Here is a 15,638-nt window from a genome sequence, read left to right on the forward strand (position 1 = left end):
TCCCATGCCTAAGAACGCCCTCACCCAGCTCGACGACGAGACGCTCTACCAGACGCTCTACGAGGCCTGCCTCGCCGCCGCGCAGCAGATGGGCCCGGAGAAGATCAAGCAGATGTCCTGGTTCGTCTCGAACTGGGGTCAGCAGGCGCCCGCCGGTGTTGTCCAAGGCACGACCCGCGCCTGAACTGATGCACGACCGCCCCTTCCTGACCGGCCTGATCTCCTGCCTGTGCGTCGACTTCACCGCGCGCGGTCCGGGGCTGGCCTTACTGACCCGCACCAGCCCGACCGTCATGGTCGGGTTCGGTCAGGCCGCCGGGGCGCTCTACCTGCTCTCGATGATCGCGATCACCGTCGCGCTCTCGGCGAGCGACCATCCGTATGCGTTGATCCCGGCCCTCCTGGTCACCGGCCCCGTAATCGCGGCCAACGTGATCGCCTCCCGGATCTGCCGGCGCCAGCCGCCCTGCCTGCCAGGCCGCGGCTAACGCCGCGCCACACCGCCTTCCGCACCAACCGTCATTCACCCGCGCCGCATGCCGGCCCGGCCTGCCGGAGCGATTCCGCCATGGACATCACCAGTCTGTTCGATCTCTCAACGCTCAGCGCAGCCGACGCCGGCGGCCTGATGGCCGCGGCCGGCGTGGTGCTGATGGTGATCAAACGGCTGATCGTCGGCCTGCTGGTCAAGGTGGCCGGCTTGATGCTGTTCTTGAGCCCCGTGCTCGCCAGCCTTTCCTGATCAATGCCCGCTACCGAGGCGTCCCGATGACCGCCAACGTCCGCTACGACAAGGCGCTTGCGCTCGATCTCGAGATGACCTGCTGGCACGACGATTGCCCACCGCCAGGCCAGGCCGCGGAGATCATCGAAATCGGCCTCGCCGAGGCGGACCTCCGCGCCCTGCGCGTCACCCGCCGGGAGAGCTTCCTGTGCCAGCCCGCCCAGTCGGAGGTGACAGCCTACTGCACCCAGCTGACCGGCCTGACGCGCGAGCGCTTGATGCGAGAAGGCCGCCCCCTGGCGGAAACCCTCAACCGGATCGCCAAGACCTGGGGCGGGCGTTCCCGGCCGGTCTTCGTCTGGGGCGACGACCTGGCCGAGCTCACCCGCCAGGCGCGGGAGCAGCACGCGCGCACCGACCTGTTTCCCGTCGGACATGACCTCTCCGGTATGGTCCGCGCCATCTCCCAGGCCCAGCCAGGCGGCCCGCTTGGTTCGGGCTCAGGCATCAGCGTCGAGGACGCCCTCGCGATGCTCGGCCTGGCCTTCGAGGGGCGGCCGCACTCGGGCGTCGACGACGCGGCCAACACCGCGCGGATCCTGATCGAACTCACCCGCCGCGTCTGGACCTGATCCGGGCTCCCGCCCAGCCCAAGCGACCCGTTCCCAATTTCCCGACAGCAAACCGCGCGCCCGACATCCCGGGCCCGCAGGAGGAGTCCGCCATGTCCCGCCCAACCGCCCCGCTCGAAGTCGCCGGCCAGCCCCTCTACAAGGTTCTCACGCACACCCAGAAGGACGGCGAGACCCTCGGGGTCCCCGTGGTCGTCCGCGATCCCTCTCGCGACAGCAAGGACGGCCCCTATGTCCGTGTCCTCGACAAGCACAACGGACCCAAGCCGGTCGTCAGCTTCGCGACCTCCGGGAATCTCAACCTTGACCAATACCGGCTGGTCCCGCTGACCGGACGCAACAAGGGCGAGCGCGAGCTCCATGGGTTGTTCGAGCAACTCCACCAGGAGCGCAAGGACGCGCGCAAGGCGCGCCTGGACGCGTTCGAGGAGCGCCGAGCCGAGATCGCCAAGACCGGCCCCCGGATCCGCAACCATCCCGGCACGCCGATTCCGGGCACGCCTTACACCGCCGGCGGCGGTCAGATAAGGGCGAAGGACGAGCTCCGCCAGACGGTCGGCCAGGCCGCCGAGTTGCTGACCGAGGCTTTCGGTGCCGACGTCGAAGTGCGCTTCAACTCCAACGGCCAGTCCGGCGGCGCCTACGTGATCACCGATGCCGCGGACGGGCTCGGGGCCAACGCCGAAATCGGTCTGGGCGCCCTCCTGGTCGACGTCGAGGCGCGGCGCCGCGACCACGAGCGACGGCACAAGAAGTACGGCCCGCTGCCCGGCGGCGCCCGCTCGCCCGACGCCGAGATCCGCGAGATGCTGATCGACCACGGTCAGGACCCGGACAATCCGCCGGCGAGCTACCTGGTGATCAAGCTCCAGATCGGTGGCCGCGCGCTCCTGCATCCCGAGGTAGCGACCCACGAACACCACCAGACAGGCCAGCCAGAGGTCTCCAAGAAGATGGCTTCGCTCGAGGAGGGAATAGCCTTCCTCAAGGCGCACGCCCGCGACCCCCGCGAGATCACGCCGATCGCCTGATCCATGTCCGCCCACGCACATTGGAGCTTCTGATGACCGACCCCATGCCCAAGGATGGCAACACCGGCACATCCCCGCGCATCCGGGCGACCGCCCAGGTCGTGGTCGCGCCCCCGTCGCCGGGCCACGCGGCGGCTCTCGGCACGATCGCTGTGTTCGACGCCGTCCGCAGCTTCGAGCCGCTGTCCGACGGCGCGCTCGGCTCGCTGTTTGCGACCTACCTCGAGACCGGGTTCAGCAACGCCGGGGGTATCGACGACGCCTACGGCGAGTTGCTGCAGGACGCGGAATGGCACGACGACCAGGACGACGCCCGCATCGTGATTAACGAGCAGGTGGAACTGGGCGCACCCGCGACGGTCGAGATCGACCGCGAAGCCGCGCTCCACTGGCTGCTGCATGAACGCCCAGAGGCGATTCCAGCCGTGCGGGCGGCGAGCGATGATGCACAGGCGATCGCCGATCTCGACGCCTTCATCTCCAGCGCCAGCTGAGGCTCACTCAACAACGCGCAAGTCGGGCCGCCCGGTTCGCTTCAATCGCGCGATCAACTGCTGCGGTGTGCCGCGGGCAATCTCGCCGCCCTGCGCACGGATGCCCACATCCAGGGTCCGGTTCGCCCCGCCGGTGACGTCGAGCCGGACGGCATCTGTCATGATCGCGTGGTTCTCGATCGTCCCCGCCATCACCACGCGCTGATTCCGCGTCCAGGCGATGCCGACGGTGGAAGTGACGAGCTCGCCCAGCATCAGCATGTCCGTGGGTGGCTGGTTCATGTCGATGCTTCCCGGCTCGCTCCCCGGCGTACCGTAGAGCGGCATCCAAAGCTGGGCCGTCTTGGCCTCCGCCTCCGCGATCAGCTGCACCAGCTGCAGCTGATCCATCCCTTTCGCGCCGAGCAGGTATCCCTGCCCCTCTTCGTGAACCTCGATCGCGGCGTCGAACATCCCGTCTCCCGCTCGCCCGGCGGTGGCACCTCGGGTGTCAGATCCCCTGCGCCGCCGCCTTCGGTGCGGCGCCGCTGGGCAGATGCGCGGCCCAGCCGGGTCTATCGCGGTGCGCCACCCACGTCCACATCGGCCACGCCGAGGGCGCGGCCGTGAGGTCGCTTTCGCGCCCGTAGATCACCTCGCCGGACGCGATCAGGGCTACCTGCGCGGATTGCGGGTTGATGACCAGGCCGTCGATGTCGCCGTTGTAGCGGTCCTGAACCACGACGCAGCCCTGCGCGCGCCCCTGCGACGGCCCGATTCGCGCCAGGCTCTCGGAGATCAACTCCTCGCACAGCCGCGCATTCTCACTGGCGTCCTGCCGGGCGCGCTGCCAAACCCGATAGGCCGAAATGCACAGGCCCGCCGATCCACCGATCGCACTCCCAAGCAGCAGGTCCGCACCCCAGGCCGGCAAGGGTCCTCCGGCCTGACGCCAGATGATGTCAGCGGCGACGCAGCCCATCAGGACAAGCCAGACGTTGTTGACCTCCAGCAAAGCCCGGTGGCGGCCGCTGTTCATCCAGGCACGCTGGATGCCATCCCTGCCCAGCTGTCGGCTGTATTCGCGCGTTACCTGCATGCCGGCAGTGTGTGTGAGCCGAGCCCAATCGTCCACCTCATGGCCGTAAAAGCGCGCTCGCCCGCCCTCCCTTTGAGGGGGCGGCCAGAGCGCGCCTTTCGCACCCACGTTCTTTCCAGAGACTGCAGATTGACCCTGCCCCTGAGCCGCGCCCGGCGCGGCTGAGGCGCATGGTCAGCCCATGCAACCAAGGCCCGCGGATGCCTGGCCGGCGCTACCCGCCCACGAACGGGCGGGCGAGCTGAAATCCGCACGGAGTGCCTGCCCCACGAGACCGACATCCGTACATCCGCGGACCGAGCGTCTCGGGCAACAGCGCCGCCCCCGAGCTTTCCGAGATCGGACTCGTCCGCATGATGACGGAGTCTTCACCGATGCAAGTCGACATCGATACCCAGCGTGCCAAGGGAATCGCGCGCGCGATCCAGAAGCGCTGCAAGACCGCCGGCGCCACCATCGCCTACGGGCAGGCCCTCGACGGGCTGGCCGAGGGCCTGGGCTACCGGAACTGGTCGACCCTGTCCGCCACGCTCGCCAAGCAGCCCCCGGCTCCAGCCGCGGCGCCGGAGACGCCGGCCACGCAGCTGCCGATGATCCTGCGCTTCTGGGTCGAGGCCGCCCTGAAACAGGCCCGGCCGAGCGAGATCCGCGTCCAGATGACGGGCGGGGTCTCCGCCGACTGGAACCCGCGTCCCACCACGGACAGCCGGTTCGAGATCACCGGCGTCGAGCGGACCATGGCGACCCGCGTGCTCGAACAGCTTCCAGGCACCACGCTGCCGGCGGGCGAACTGGCGAACAGCGCCGAGATCAGCCGCCCCTGGCCCGATCTGCCGATCGCCCGGATTCACGCCGAGTTGACTCAGAGCTTCCCCCACCCGGAGCTCAAGATCGAAATCAACTACGACACCTCGCCGTCCGCCGTCCCGGCCGAAGCGCGTATCGTGCCCGGCGACGTGCATAGCTGTGACTGGGACCGGGAGGCCTTCTTCGATGCGGCTCCCTATTTCCGCCAGCTGGACGACCAGCAGCTGCGCGACGTCTTCGAGCGCCTCGAGCGCTGCGAGTACAGCGACGACCTGACGGTCGACCGTCTGATCGACTGGATCTCGGATCAGCCCGGACAGGAAGACGTGCTGGCCGCCCTTCACCGCGGTGGCGACCGGGATCGCTACACTGGCGATCATATCGGCTACACCGCGACAGTCGACGCCCGCGCCGCGCGCGCCTGGCTGCAGGCGAACAAGCCGGCGATCTTCGCAGACCTGCTGGGGGATGACACCATCGATCCCGACGATGCCGCGGAGGCCGCGAAGCCGCTGGGCGCACCCGTCGATGCTTCGGACCGGAACACCGCGATCACCTACGAGTACCGGGACGGAGCGAACTATCACACGCAGCGGACCTACATCGTCGCCGGCGGCCTCAGCGCGGCGGAGATCGACGAGATCTCGCTGCGGCTCGACGAGGGCGAGTACTTCATCCCCGGCCAGGTTGGTCTCCCGGACCTGCAGGACAGCTTCGTGGGCTGCGCCAGCCACTGGGATCCGCAGCTCGATCACCCCTGGCACCTCCTGGGCGAGATCGAGTCCACCCCGAAGCCGGCCACCGTCGCTCTGGAGGCCCGCGAGCTGCTTCGCCGGTTCCGCGAGGTGCAGTGGGACGATAGCTACAAGCCGCCGTTCTACGACGAAATGCGCCAACGCTACGAGAGCCGCGAGGCGGCGCCGGAGGATCAGAGCGACACCACCAGCATCGTCGCCCCGTCGCGCAAGGACGCCCTCTTCGAAGCGTTCGGCCACGAGTTGACCGGGTTCGGGCCGCATGCCTTCACGGCCTTCATCCAGCGACCTGGCGACACCCTGCAGGAGGTGCTCGACATGAGGGGTTACGTTTTCCGGGGGCCGGCAGCGTCGGACACGATCATCGGCCTCAAGGTGGACGGCTGGATCTACTTCTACACCCGACAGGGTGGCCTCTCTGTCTTCTACCTGTTCGACGGCACCGACTGGTCGCAGGCCGAGGAAAAGCTCGTGGTCGCCGCCCGACAGGAAGGCATCGCGGGCGCCTGATCGCAAGATCGACCCGCCTCCGGCCGTGGCCCAAGCCGTTTGCCGTAAGTGTGGAATCAGGGTAGCGCAGAACGCGTAAGTCCACGGAAACTGCGCGTTCTGGCGGCCAACTCGCGCCGAGAAAATCTTCGGGAGCCCAGAACCAATCAGAATGCCCCTAGCGTTTGCTCAACTACCAACCTTCGGTAGAAGACGCATGGGGCTGGCCGAAATAGCTACCACCCCCGGCCCTGGGCATCGGCGTATGATCCGGGCTTAAATCCCGGTTAATTCCGAAATCGTCCTCTTATGCCCCAAACGTTCCACAAGCGTCGGAGCGGAGCGACGGAATGCCATCAAATACCCGCGGCTACCGGGTCGTCGTAAATCGCATCCAGACCGCGCAGAACCGGGTCATCCGTTAACGGCTCCGCGGGCATACGGCAAGCCGAAGCTATAAGAAAACGGCTCATCCCGTTGGGTCAGGTAGGCCCACATCTTGGGTCCGGGAATGTGGTCCCGCTCCTTTGCCCGGGCCGTTTTCACCACAGCACATGTGTGTCAGAGGTCTTAACGCAATCAGCGACACTTTGTCGATTGAACGACGGCGGCACCGGACGGATCGATCCGGAGTGCCGCTCGTTCCACTAGGTGACGCTCGTCACGAAAGCACACTCTCACGGGCGGCCGGAAGCTCCAGCATTTGCTGATCCTTTAACCCTAGAAAACACAGGATATATAGGATCGTATAGTGGGAAGTGCAATAAAATTGCCGATATACGCTGCCGATCTCGTCGGCAGGGATGAAGGGGCGTTTGGCGTTGCCCTATCGGTCAAGCTGCCGAGCCGCAACATGTGGTGTCACCTGACTTAACGGGATGAGCCTTATAAGAAAAATGCGAGATTCATATAACCACGCTGGTGGTCCGGGGTTGGGCGCGAGGCCGTAGCCCCTGAGGGCCTGGGACTTATTGCGCTGCGCTTTCAGCCACGAGATCTTGTGGCAGCGCGCTCGACAAGGTCATAGTGTGGTTATGGTCTTTTGTGCGCTAGATTCCACACTTATGGCAAACGGCTTGGGCCACGGCCGGAGGCGGGTTTCGCCTGGCCGACACCGCTCAGCCGTGCGCGTCCAGCCGTTTGGTCAGTTGCTCGAGCAGACGATCAAGCTCACCCGCCTCCTGGATCGGTCAACTCCGCCAGACCTTGCTCAAGATCCGACCGCGGATCGTGGCGCAGCACGTCCCATCCAGCGTGCGTCAGCTGCAACGACACGTTGCGGCCACCCGTGCGCGCCACGAGACCGCGCTCAACCAGCCGCTTAACGAGCACCGACGCCGACCCGGTACTTGAACGCCTGGCTCTTGCGAATTCGGTGATGGTGCTTCCCGGATGCCCGGCGAAGAACCGCAGCGCCTGCCACTGCGTTGGCCTCAGGTCGTGGCGATACTGCCGCGCGGCATGCGCGTTCATCAAAGCTTCCAGGCGATCGGCGAGACGGGAGGCTCGGTTCGTGCTCATGACCCCTTTGGCTCTACATCTTGCCCATTCGGTCTGGTAGGCCGGACATATCATCGCTTCAAGTCCGAGTCCCGGGTGCCACTCAGGCGCGCCTGCCTCCCATGACAATGTTGCTTTTGGAGTGAACAGATGCCATCTTCGAAAGGGCCGGACGATGCGCGTCTGAGCGTCGACTACCGCCATGACGAGCCTCGGCGCGCCCGGCTGGTCGAGCGGCTCCGCAGGCTGCCGATCAATGAGCGGATCGAGCTCTTTCGCTTCCTGGAGGAGATGGCCGAACATGGGCTCGACGATCCCGCGGACCGTGTCACCCTGGACAGCCGGTACGAGGCGAGCTCGATGCAAGTCGGGACGCGGCGTCTTTGGATCGGCGTCGCGATCGACCAGCACGCCAGGCCGCCCAAGCCGACGTGGCTCTTGATCGTGCAGCGCAAGGCGCCTGGACGCGACGCGCTGTTCCGGGAGGCGACCCATGCCCTGGACCCGATCAACCCGCATCGCCAGGATCACTGACCGAGACCCAGGAGGCTCGCGCCATGACCAAGAGCAGCAGTGTCCGCGCCGCTGGCACCACCACCACCGCTCCCGCCGGCAAGACCCGCACACCGGCCGGCCAGGGCGTAAAGCCTGTAAAGCAGACCAAGGCGAAAAAGCCCACGAAGCGTGATGGGCAGGCCTCACCCGGGCTAGAGGGGCTGCGCCAGGAAGTCTTCGAGGGTCAGCCAGAGGCTGAGCGCGCCTACCGGGACAGCCGCCAGCGCGCGCAGCTCGGCGCCGGCCTGAAGCTGCAGCGCCGGCGTGCGGGACTCACCCTGCGCCAGCTCGCCGAGAAGGCCGGCTGGTCACCAAGCCACGTCTCGCGCCTTGAAAGCGCGACCGGTCCCTGGCCCAAGGTCGACAGCATCCTGCGCTACCTGGCGGCTTGCGGAACGGACGCGCGCTGCGGTCTCGTGATCGGCCAGCCAACCGCCAACGGCTTCCAGATCGACAGCGCGACCACGATCAGCGATGGCCGCGAGGCGCTTTTCGAGCACCTCGCCGGCCGGACCGTGGCACCCGGCAAAGCCTAGAGTCCCATGGACGCGCTGCTCGCCGGGATGGCGACCGTCGGCACGCTGCTGCTCGCCGTGCCGGCGCTGCACTACGACTCCTATACCCGCAAGATGACCGACCTGCGCCGGATGCGCCACGCCCGCCTGACCGGGCAGCTGCGCGCCGACCGCGACGCGCTCGTTCAGGAGCTGGAGCGCCTGCGCGACGACTGGCGGGCCTGGAAGCGCTGGATCATGTACGCCGCCTTCGCCCTGCTGATTTCCGCCAACGCGATCCGCTTCCTCGCCGCACTCTAGACAAAGCGCGATGAACCCCGCGCTATGCACCCACCTTCTCTACGTGTTGATCCCTGCCGCAAGGGCCCGTCATGTCCGCCGCACAAGCCGAACTATCTCCTCTTTCCGCCACGCAGTCAGACCTGCTCCAGACGCTTCGTCAGACCCGCCGCCGGTTGCGCGCGCTATCAGCCGATGAGCGGTCGGCGGCCGAGGAGATGCTCCAGCGTGGATTCGCCCACCGCTTTTTCGATGTTCCCATGACCTTGAGCCCGCGGCGCGTCGCCCTGACACGGTCCGGCTGGTCGCTGATCGCCAGTCTGCATCCGGACAGGCCCGCGCCGTGGGAGGTCGCCATGTCCGTCGCGCGCGACGTCATGGGCTGGGCCATAGACACCAGCGACGGGCGCGAGGGCCTGGAGGTGCGCGCCCGGATGCCCGGCACGCAGATCGTGCGCGGCCTCCGGCTTCCGTTCTGGAAACAAGATCCGGCGATCTTCAATCCGCTCATGCAGATCGACGACGCCTACCTCGCCTTCAGCCAGGCCGCGCAACGCTTCCCCATCCGCGGCATCCAACAGCGCCAGCAGCCGGGCACGGATTTCTGGACGATCAGCATCGAGATGGAGGCCGGCCGCCAGATCAGCGTCGAGGCACACGATGCCGGCCCCGAGGGCGTGATCCGCGCCCTGCTGGAGGTCGCCCGCGTTGAGCGCCAGGCATGACCCGGGAGATCCACCTGCCCGGCCTTCCCGCGGTCCCGCTCCGGCGCCACGCACGCGCCAAGCGGGTCTCCCTGCGCTACTGTCGCGAGACCGGGAAGGTCTGGCTGGTGGCGCCGACCACCGCCTCGCAGCCCCTGCTCCGCCAGGTGGTCGAGGAAGAGCGCCAGTGGATCCTGGATCGCACCAGCCGGCCAGTCGACCGCGTCCCCTTCGATCTGGGCGCCGAGATCCCGATCGAAGGCACATTCCGGCGCATCGCCCGGGGCGATGTCGCATCCCCGGACCTCCGGGCGTCAGAACTGCTGCTGCCGGCCAATGCCGATCCCGCCGCGCGCACCGCCAGCTTCCTGAAAGCGCTGTGCCGGGAGCGGATCGAGGCCGTCCTGCCGACCTACCTGGAACGCCTGAAGCCGCACCTGCAACCCAGCCACGTCCGGATCAAGGATTTGCGTACACGCTGGGGCAGTTGCTCTAGCAAGGGCGGGCTGAATTTCAACTGGCGCCTGATCCTGGCGCCGGCCTACGTGCTCGAGTACGTCGTGGCCCACGAGGTCACGCACCTCGTGCACATGAACCACAGCGCCAGGTTCTGGACGGCTCTGCGCGAGATCGAGCCCCGCACCCGTTCCGCCGAGTCCTGGCTGAACAGCCAGGGGCGACGGCTCGGGCGCTACGGCCCGCCATCAGCCTGACGGGGCATCGACCCATCCAGACGCCGCCGGCGCAGCGCCCCCTGCCTAGCGCGCCAATCACGGCGTACAGTCTCTGCCGCCGTCACCGGTTTACGCGCCGACAAGGCACCAAAAACGGGAGCGGGACGACCTTAACTGAGCCCCGGCCCGCACGGCGACCGCGCCTCGCCCGCGCCTGTTCAATATCCCGGCACGCCTGCTTATAGGACCGCAGAGGACGCGTCAGGTACGGGCTGACGCTGGGGAAATCAGGGCTATCTACGGGCCGAGACCCGCCGGACTCGGTGAATAGCTTGCGTTCGCACATCTCCCCATCCCTCCCGTCCGGCGAGAGCCTTTTAACGACGTTAACAAAAATATATCAGAGAAGCATTTTCGCGCCTATCGCACAAACGGGGTAGAACGCCGCGGCACAGCCTTGTCATTCTCACCCTAAATAGATCAGCCATTTAGCGGCTTGGCGCGACAAGGACACGATCCCTGTGACGCAAAAAAAGTCCGCATTACAGTATTTTCTATCCCAAATATCATGTGCCAGACCCATCTGGTGGTGGGGACACCCGCCCGCTCCCCCGAGCGGCTTGCTCCTCAGCGCGCAAGCCGTTCCGGCGAGCGGTTCGCCGATCGAAAAAGGCTTTCGGAAGCCTGCCGGCCCCAGCCGCCCACTCCAGGGCGGTCACGGCGAAGATCCGACAATGACCAACCGCGTCGTCATCCTGATGTCCGTCGACCGACCGGCACCGCAGGAAGCGCGGGCGAAGGGGCCAGCTCAGTCCACAGGACACGCTTCACTGCGCCGCCGGCATCCGGTTGAAGGACCGAACAGATGACCACGACCATCGTACAGAAGCGCGCCAAGGCGATGGCGCGCACACTCCAGGACCGCCTGAAGACAATCGGGGGGCACCCCGGCTACAGCTGGTGCCTGGACACGGTCGCAGCCCTCCACGGCTACGCCAGCTACACCGACCTGGAACGCCAGGTCCCCGCCCGGGAAAGCGACCGCGCCGCGGCCGCCACACCGACCCCACTGCACCAGCAGCCCAAGCAGGCGCTGCTCGACGAGCTCTACCACCGCGGCGAGGTCGTCCAGCTGACCCGCTCGGTCGACTGGTACCTGCAGACCTACCCGCAGCTCACGGCGACGCAGGTCTTCGCGCGCGCGGAACGCCTGAACAAAGCGCTGGAGCACTCGAGCATCCCCGAGGCTTTCGCGGTGATCGAGGACTCGGTCTTCGCGGACCTCTTCGAGGCGGCCGAGGAGATCGCGGCGGAACCGGACGCCCGGCGCGAGGCGGTGCCCGCACTCGTGTCGACCGAGACCAGCTACTTCCGCACGGCCAGTCACGAAGTCTTCGGCCTCGACAGCCGGATCGCCGAGATCCGCTATCACCGCGAAGATGATGGGACGCTGCCGACGCTCACGGCGTACGACGCGCAAGGCGGCGCCGTGCTCAGTCCCGGCGATCTCGACCGGCTCGAGGGCTGGACGCGGGCGATCATCACCGCAGAGCTGGAAAAGACCCGTATGTGGTTCGATCTCGCCCCGACCCGCTTCGGACCCGCAGGCCCCAGCGACAGCGGCGGCACGACCGTCCTGCAGATCCGCCATGCCCCGTGCCTGTTCGTGACCCGCACGCGGCTGCCGGAACCCAAGCGCACGCCGGAGGATACGCCGGACCTGATGGTGATGGCGAGCTTCCATCCAACGCCGGACGCCCACAGTGCCTGCATCCAGGGACTGGCGGACGCCCGACCCGAGCTGGTCGCGCACCTGCCCCAGCGCGACGCCTGATCCAGCTTCCACACCCGGCCGGCCATCGCCGGCCGGGTGTACCCAGATTCCCAGCATGAGGTGGACCCCTCCCCCGAGCGGCTTCCCGGTGATCGCGGAAGCCGCTCGGGCGAGCGGTCGATTCCGTTCGAGACGAAGGGCCCGTCGGTGCCCGCAGGCTGCACCGCCCGATCGGGCGGCATGGCGAAACCGGCAGATCCCTACCGCCTTCCCGATCGCGATCCGGACAGTTCATCCGGCGGGGAGACGGCGAACGCAGCCACGCCAGCCCGCTGGGCCCGCTCCACCGCCGGTCATGATCTGGAAGGATCCTGCCTCATGCGTATCGACATGACCGAACGCCGCGCCAAAGACGCGGCGAAGGCGCTCAAGAAGTCCCAGGCCCTCGCACCCGCGCAGCTGAGCTACCAGCAGTGCCTCGAGGTCGTGGCCGGCGCGCTCGGCGCGGCCAGCTGGAACACCCTGCAGTCTCAGCTCTCCCGCGATCCGGACGACAGCACCCCGAAGCTCACCGACACCCCGGCCAACGCCCTTCTGGCCGAACTCGACCGCCGCGGCGAGCACCTCGTCCTGCCGCTGCCCGCGATGCAGGAAACCGCGCCGGAGGCGGCCGGCACCCTGGCGGCCCGCCTGCGCGCGCTCCTCACCAAACCCGACGAGGCGCCGGACGACATCATCATGGACCTGGCCCACGGCGCGCTCGACAACATCGACGAACTGGTCGCCCGGCTGGCCGACGACCTCGACGAGCTGCCGGCCGGGAACGCCGGGAGCCTGCCCGACCCCGCGCGGATCGCCGAGACCGACCGCCTTCTGGCCTGCGTCGATTGCCAGGTGGTCGAGGAGCCCTCGACCTACCTGAAGGCGATCTCCGCCGCCGCGTTCGAGGCCGACGACCGCCTGACCGAGATCAGGTTCGCCTGGCGTCCAGGCGGGAGCGAGTACGGCAAGGTCGGGGTCGAGGTTCAGGACCGGGACGGCCCGGTCAAGCTGACCCACGTCCACCCGCTGACCGCCCGCGCCCTGTTCGACGCCAGCAACGGCGACAGCGCGATGGAGGAGATGTCGATCCTGCACCGCAATCACGCCTTCGGCGACGATCGTGCGGTCCTGGTCATGATGCGTTCGGGCTACGGCTTCCTGTTCGTCAACGACGCGCCCGAGGCGGGCTACCTTGGCGATGGCGACCGGATCGGGCTGCTTTTCGACAACAGCCGTATTCCAGGTGCCGGAACCCGTCCACGCCACGTCCACCTGCTGACCGCGCGGCAGCTGCTCGCCGACCGCTGGGCGGACCTGATGCCGACCGAGCAGCCCGCGCGGCCGGACTACACCGCCCGGATCCTCGCGCATTTCGGCGAAGGTCCGGCGCCGCGCCTGTTCGGCTTCACGCTCGACGTCACGGATCAGGTGCTCGACCCCCGCACCCCGCTGCAGGCGGTGCGGAAAAGCCTGCAGGACGGGGTCGGCCACTGGCGGCTCGACGGCGCGCCGACGCCGACCGGACCGCGGCCGTTCAACGTCCAGGTCAGGTCCGGCGCCGAGGCCTTTTTCGGTAAGCCAGTCAACGAGATCACCGATAGCGACCGGGCAGCTGCACGCCGGGCGCTTGGCTGGTCCTGATCTAACAGCTACCCGCTCGCCCCGGAGCCGGATCATCCCGGCCCCGGGGCGCTGCGCCTGGCCGCGCGCCCTCCCGCAAGGGAGACCGGCACGCGCGGACGCTCACCCCAGCGGCGCGAAATACGCCGTTGCGGCGAGCGGCCGATTCCGGCCAAACTCGAGACCGGGCCTCCGGCGCCCGTCGGTCCCAGCTGCGCCCCGCGCGCGGCCACGGCGAAGACCGGAACACGACGTCGCGTCGCTGACACCGCCCTTTGCGTTTTCATCCAGGGTCGGTCGGACACGCGCTTACGGGACCGCCAGCCCCGCGAGGGCCTTGCCGATCGATCCGATGCGAGACGCGGAGGAGTCTCGACATGTACGTCGAGCTGACCGAGCGCCGTCTCAAAGAGATGGCGAAGCGGCTGCGCGCCGACCTGGGCGACGCCGCCCCGAGCTACCAGCACACCCTCGATCTTCTCGCCAAGATGCTGTGCTATCGCAGCTACGAGGCCATGCAGCCCAGCCTCGCCAAGCCGACCAAGACCGATCCGCCCGGGATCGCGCCGCGCGATACCCTGGCGGTGCTTCATATCGAGCCGGAGGAGCGCCCTGACTGGGGCACGAGCGAGCCGCTGATCCTGATCGCCCGCACCCGCACGGCCGCCGAGGCCGCGCTCCACGCCTGGCTCGACTCGACCACCGAGAACCGCAACGTGGAGGACCAGCCGCACCGGATCGAGATCCGTCCGGTGCACGACATCACCAACGGCGAGACGCAGCTCACTGCACCCGTCCACGATGTCATCGCCGTGATCGTCGAAGAGGCCGACCGGCCCGACGGCGAACGCGGCCGTCTGGTCACCCTCGGCGCCACCCGTCGGGCGGCCGAAGCGGCGCTTCAGCGGTAGTTCGGCGACCCCCTACCGCCGCGGCGCACCCTCTCCCTCAACGTGCACGAGGATCCCCGCGCGGGCACCGTCGGCCGGCACGGTGAGGTTTTGCCCGCCACAGCCACCGGCCAGCCGGAAAACCCGTTCTACAGGAACATGGACCCGGTGATGGACGGGACGACCATCTACGACCGGCCGACCTACTACGAATGCGGGATCTGCGAGGCCTTTCACCCGGCCGACTGGAACGGCGACTGCCGCGACGACAACAACCGCTTCTGGCCCGACCAGCTGGACGCCCGGCACGGCGCACACGGCTGGGAAGAGATCGACATGCCCGGCACCGAGGACGCCGCGCAGGCGGTGGAACTCACCCACCCCCGCCGCGGCACGGCGATCCGCATGGGCGTCTGCCGCCTCCCTGAGGAAGGAATGACCCGTGCAGCGGCCCGTCACCTCGACGCTGATGGAGAGGCGTTCGCCTTCCAGTACACTTACACCCCGATCCCGGCGGACCCGGAAGAGGAGCCGCGCTGGTCCGTAGATCGATTGGATGAACGCGGTATAGACGGTCCAATGGCAGGTGAGGGCAACAACGGTCTTCATCCCGAGGAGGCCGCACTCAGCCCAGACGAACGCAACAGTCTCGTTTGGCTCCACGAGGCGCTGACGCAGGTCCTGGAGCTCGGCCCGGACACCTCGATCTCGGTCCTTATCGATCGCCTTCGCACCTTCGCGTTTCCGACAGCTGGTACCATCGACGGTTACATCGAGCATGCCGACCCGATCCTGGTGGCAGCCCTCTACGAGGAACGGGACGAGCAGGCGCGCGCCATCCAGGAGGGCCCGCGGGAGCTGATCGACCTGATCCAGGACCTCGCGGAGATTTCATAACCGCGATCCCGTGCGCCCGGCGTGGGCCCGCCGTTTGACCGTTCGATGCGGGCCTCGCTTGGCAGCCAGGCCTGAACGCTGCCGCGCCCTTAGCTTGCCGGCGGCGATCCAGGCACGCGCCCGCGTTTCCCGCGCGTAAACGCGACCCTGATCCGCCCGCCCCGGCCGCCCGCCGGGG

Annotated in this window: 19 protein-coding genes; 16 read left to right on the forward strand and 3 right to left on the reverse strand. The window is 67.8% G+C overall.

Translation table 11 applies throughout. The features are described from left to right. The first annotated feature begins 4 nt into the window (after positions 1-4). The 6 genes from CKO28_RS00890 to CKO28_RS00915 all read left to right on the forward strand — a co-directional run bounded on the left by CKO28_RS00890 (position 5) and on the right by CKO28_RS00915 (position 2,881). A complete protein-coding gene (locus tag CKO28_RS00890; RefSeq protein ID WP_200338643.1) occupies positions 5-184 on the forward strand; it encodes a hypothetical protein in 180 nt (59 codons plus the stop codon). A 4-nt stretch (positions 185-188) separates the two neighbouring features. Beyond that, complete coding sequence (locus tag CKO28_RS00895; protein ID WP_200338644.1) at positions 189-488, forward strand: hypothetical protein; 300 nt, start codon at positions 189-191, stop codon at positions 486-488. Between the two features lie 80 nt (positions 489-568). Then, positions 569-742 carry a hypothetical protein gene (locus tag CKO28_RS00900; protein WP_200338645.1) on the forward strand — a complete coding sequence of 58 codons (174 nt, stop codon included), beginning with the start codon at positions 569-571 and terminating at the stop codon, positions 740-742. A gap of 26 nt (positions 743-768) precedes the next feature. Further along, a complete protein-coding gene (locus CKO28_RS00905) occupies positions 769-1,356 on the forward strand; it encodes a 3'-5' exonuclease (RefSeq protein ID WP_200338646.1) in 588 nt (195 codons plus the stop codon). A 92-nt stretch (positions 1,357-1,448) separates the two neighbouring features. After that, positions 1,449-2,387 carry a hypothetical protein gene (locus tag CKO28_RS00910; protein ID WP_200338647.1) on the forward strand — a complete coding sequence of 313 codons (939 nt, stop codon included), beginning with the start codon at positions 1,449-1,451 and terminating at the stop codon, positions 2,385-2,387. A gap of 32 nt (positions 2,388-2,419) precedes the next feature. Continuing rightward, the gene (locus CKO28_RS00915; protein ID WP_200338648.1) at positions 2,420-2,881 is read left to right on the forward strand and encodes a hypothetical protein; all 462 of its coding nucleotides are present in this window, start codon (positions 2,420-2,422) and stop codon (positions 2,879-2,881) included. Positions 2,882-2,884: 3 nt separating this feature from the next. On the opposite strand, the gene CKO28_RS00920 is transcribed toward CKO28_RS00915, so the two are convergent. After that, positions 2,885-3,334 (reverse strand): hypothetical protein, encoded by a 450-nt coding sequence (locus tag CKO28_RS00920; protein ID WP_200338649.1) that lies wholly within the window; start codon positions 3,332-3,334, stop codon positions 2,885-2,887. A gap of 37 nt (positions 3,335-3,371) precedes the next feature. Further along, the gene (locus tag CKO28_RS00925; protein ID WP_200338650.1) at positions 3,372-4,067 is read right to left on the reverse strand and encodes a hypothetical protein; all 696 of its coding nucleotides are present in this window, start codon (positions 4,065-4,067) and stop codon (positions 3,372-3,374) included. A gap of 266 nt (positions 4,068-4,333) precedes the next feature. On the opposite strand from CKO28_RS00925, the gene CKO28_RS00930 reads away from it, so the two are divergent. Next, positions 4,334-6,031 carry a glyoxalase superfamily protein gene (locus tag CKO28_RS00930; RefSeq protein ID WP_200338651.1) on the forward strand — a complete coding sequence of 566 codons (1,698 nt, stop codon included), beginning with the start codon at positions 4,334-4,336 and terminating at the stop codon, positions 6,029-6,031. A gap of 1,149 nt (positions 6,032-7,180) precedes the next feature. On the opposite strand, the gene CKO28_RS00935 is transcribed toward CKO28_RS00930, so the two are convergent. Then, positions 7,181-7,531, reverse strand: a complete 351-nt coding sequence (locus CKO28_RS00935) for a MarR family winged helix-turn-helix transcriptional regulator (RefSeq protein ID WP_200338652.1) — start codon at positions 7,529-7,531, stop codon at positions 7,181-7,183. Between the two features lie 129 nt (positions 7,532-7,660). Between CKO28_RS00935 and CKO28_RS00940 the strand changes: the two genes are divergently transcribed. The 9 genes from CKO28_RS00940 to CKO28_RS00980 all read left to right on the forward strand — a co-directional run bounded on the left by CKO28_RS00940 (position 7,661) and on the right by CKO28_RS00980 (position 15,460). Then, a complete protein-coding gene (locus CKO28_RS00940; protein ID WP_200338653.1) occupies positions 7,661-8,044 on the forward strand; it encodes a hypothetical protein in 384 nt (127 codons plus the stop codon). 23 nt (positions 8,045-8,067) lie between these two features. Further along, positions 8,068-8,601, forward strand: coding sequence for a helix-turn-helix domain-containing protein (locus tag CKO28_RS00945; RefSeq protein ID WP_200338654.1), 534 nt, complete (start codon positions 8,068-8,070; stop codon positions 8,599-8,601). A gap of 6 nt (positions 8,602-8,607) precedes the next feature. Then, positions 8,608-8,880 (forward strand): hypothetical protein, encoded by a 273-nt coding sequence (locus CKO28_RS00950; protein ID WP_200338655.1) that lies wholly within the window; start codon positions 8,608-8,610, stop codon positions 8,878-8,880. A gap of 71 nt (positions 8,881-8,951) precedes the next feature. Continuing rightward, entirely contained in the window at positions 8,952-9,584 is a 633-nt protein-coding gene (locus tag CKO28_RS28020) for a hypothetical protein (protein ID WP_207168718.1), read from the forward strand. Beyond that, positions 9,581-10,276: a M48 family metallopeptidase gene (locus CKO28_RS00960; RefSeq protein WP_200338657.1), complete on the forward strand. Its 696-nt coding sequence runs from the start codon at positions 9,581-9,583 to the stop codon at positions 10,274-10,276. The genes CKO28_RS28020 and CKO28_RS00960 overlap by 4 nt, the downstream gene beginning before the upstream one ends. 826 nt (positions 10,277-11,102) lie before the next feature. Next, positions 11,103-12,071 carry a hypothetical protein gene (locus tag CKO28_RS00965; protein ID WP_200338658.1) on the forward strand — a complete coding sequence of 323 codons (969 nt, stop codon included), beginning with the start codon at positions 11,103-11,105 and terminating at the stop codon, positions 12,069-12,071. 318 nt (positions 12,072-12,389) lie between these two features. Further along, positions 12,390-13,694: a glyoxalase superfamily protein gene (locus CKO28_RS00970; protein ID WP_200338659.1), complete on the forward strand. Its 1,305-nt coding sequence runs from the start codon at positions 12,390-12,392 to the stop codon at positions 13,692-13,694. 356 nt (positions 13,695-14,050) lie between these two features. Beyond that, positions 14,051-14,584, forward strand: a complete 534-nt coding sequence (locus tag CKO28_RS00975; RefSeq protein ID WP_200338660.1) for a hypothetical protein — start codon at positions 14,051-14,053, stop codon at positions 14,582-14,584. A gap of 90 nt (positions 14,585-14,674) precedes the next feature. After that, complete coding sequence (locus CKO28_RS00980) at positions 14,675-15,460, forward strand: hypothetical protein (RefSeq protein WP_200338661.1); 786 nt, start codon at positions 14,675-14,677, stop codon at positions 15,458-15,460. Positions 15,461-15,638: the final 178 nt, after the last annotated feature.

Origin of the sequence: Rhodovibrio sodomensis (genome assembly GCF_016583645.1) — a bacterium.
Taxonomy (GTDB): Bacteria; Pseudomonadota; Alphaproteobacteria; order Kiloniellales; family Rhodovibrionaceae; genus Rhodovibrio; species Rhodovibrio sodomensis.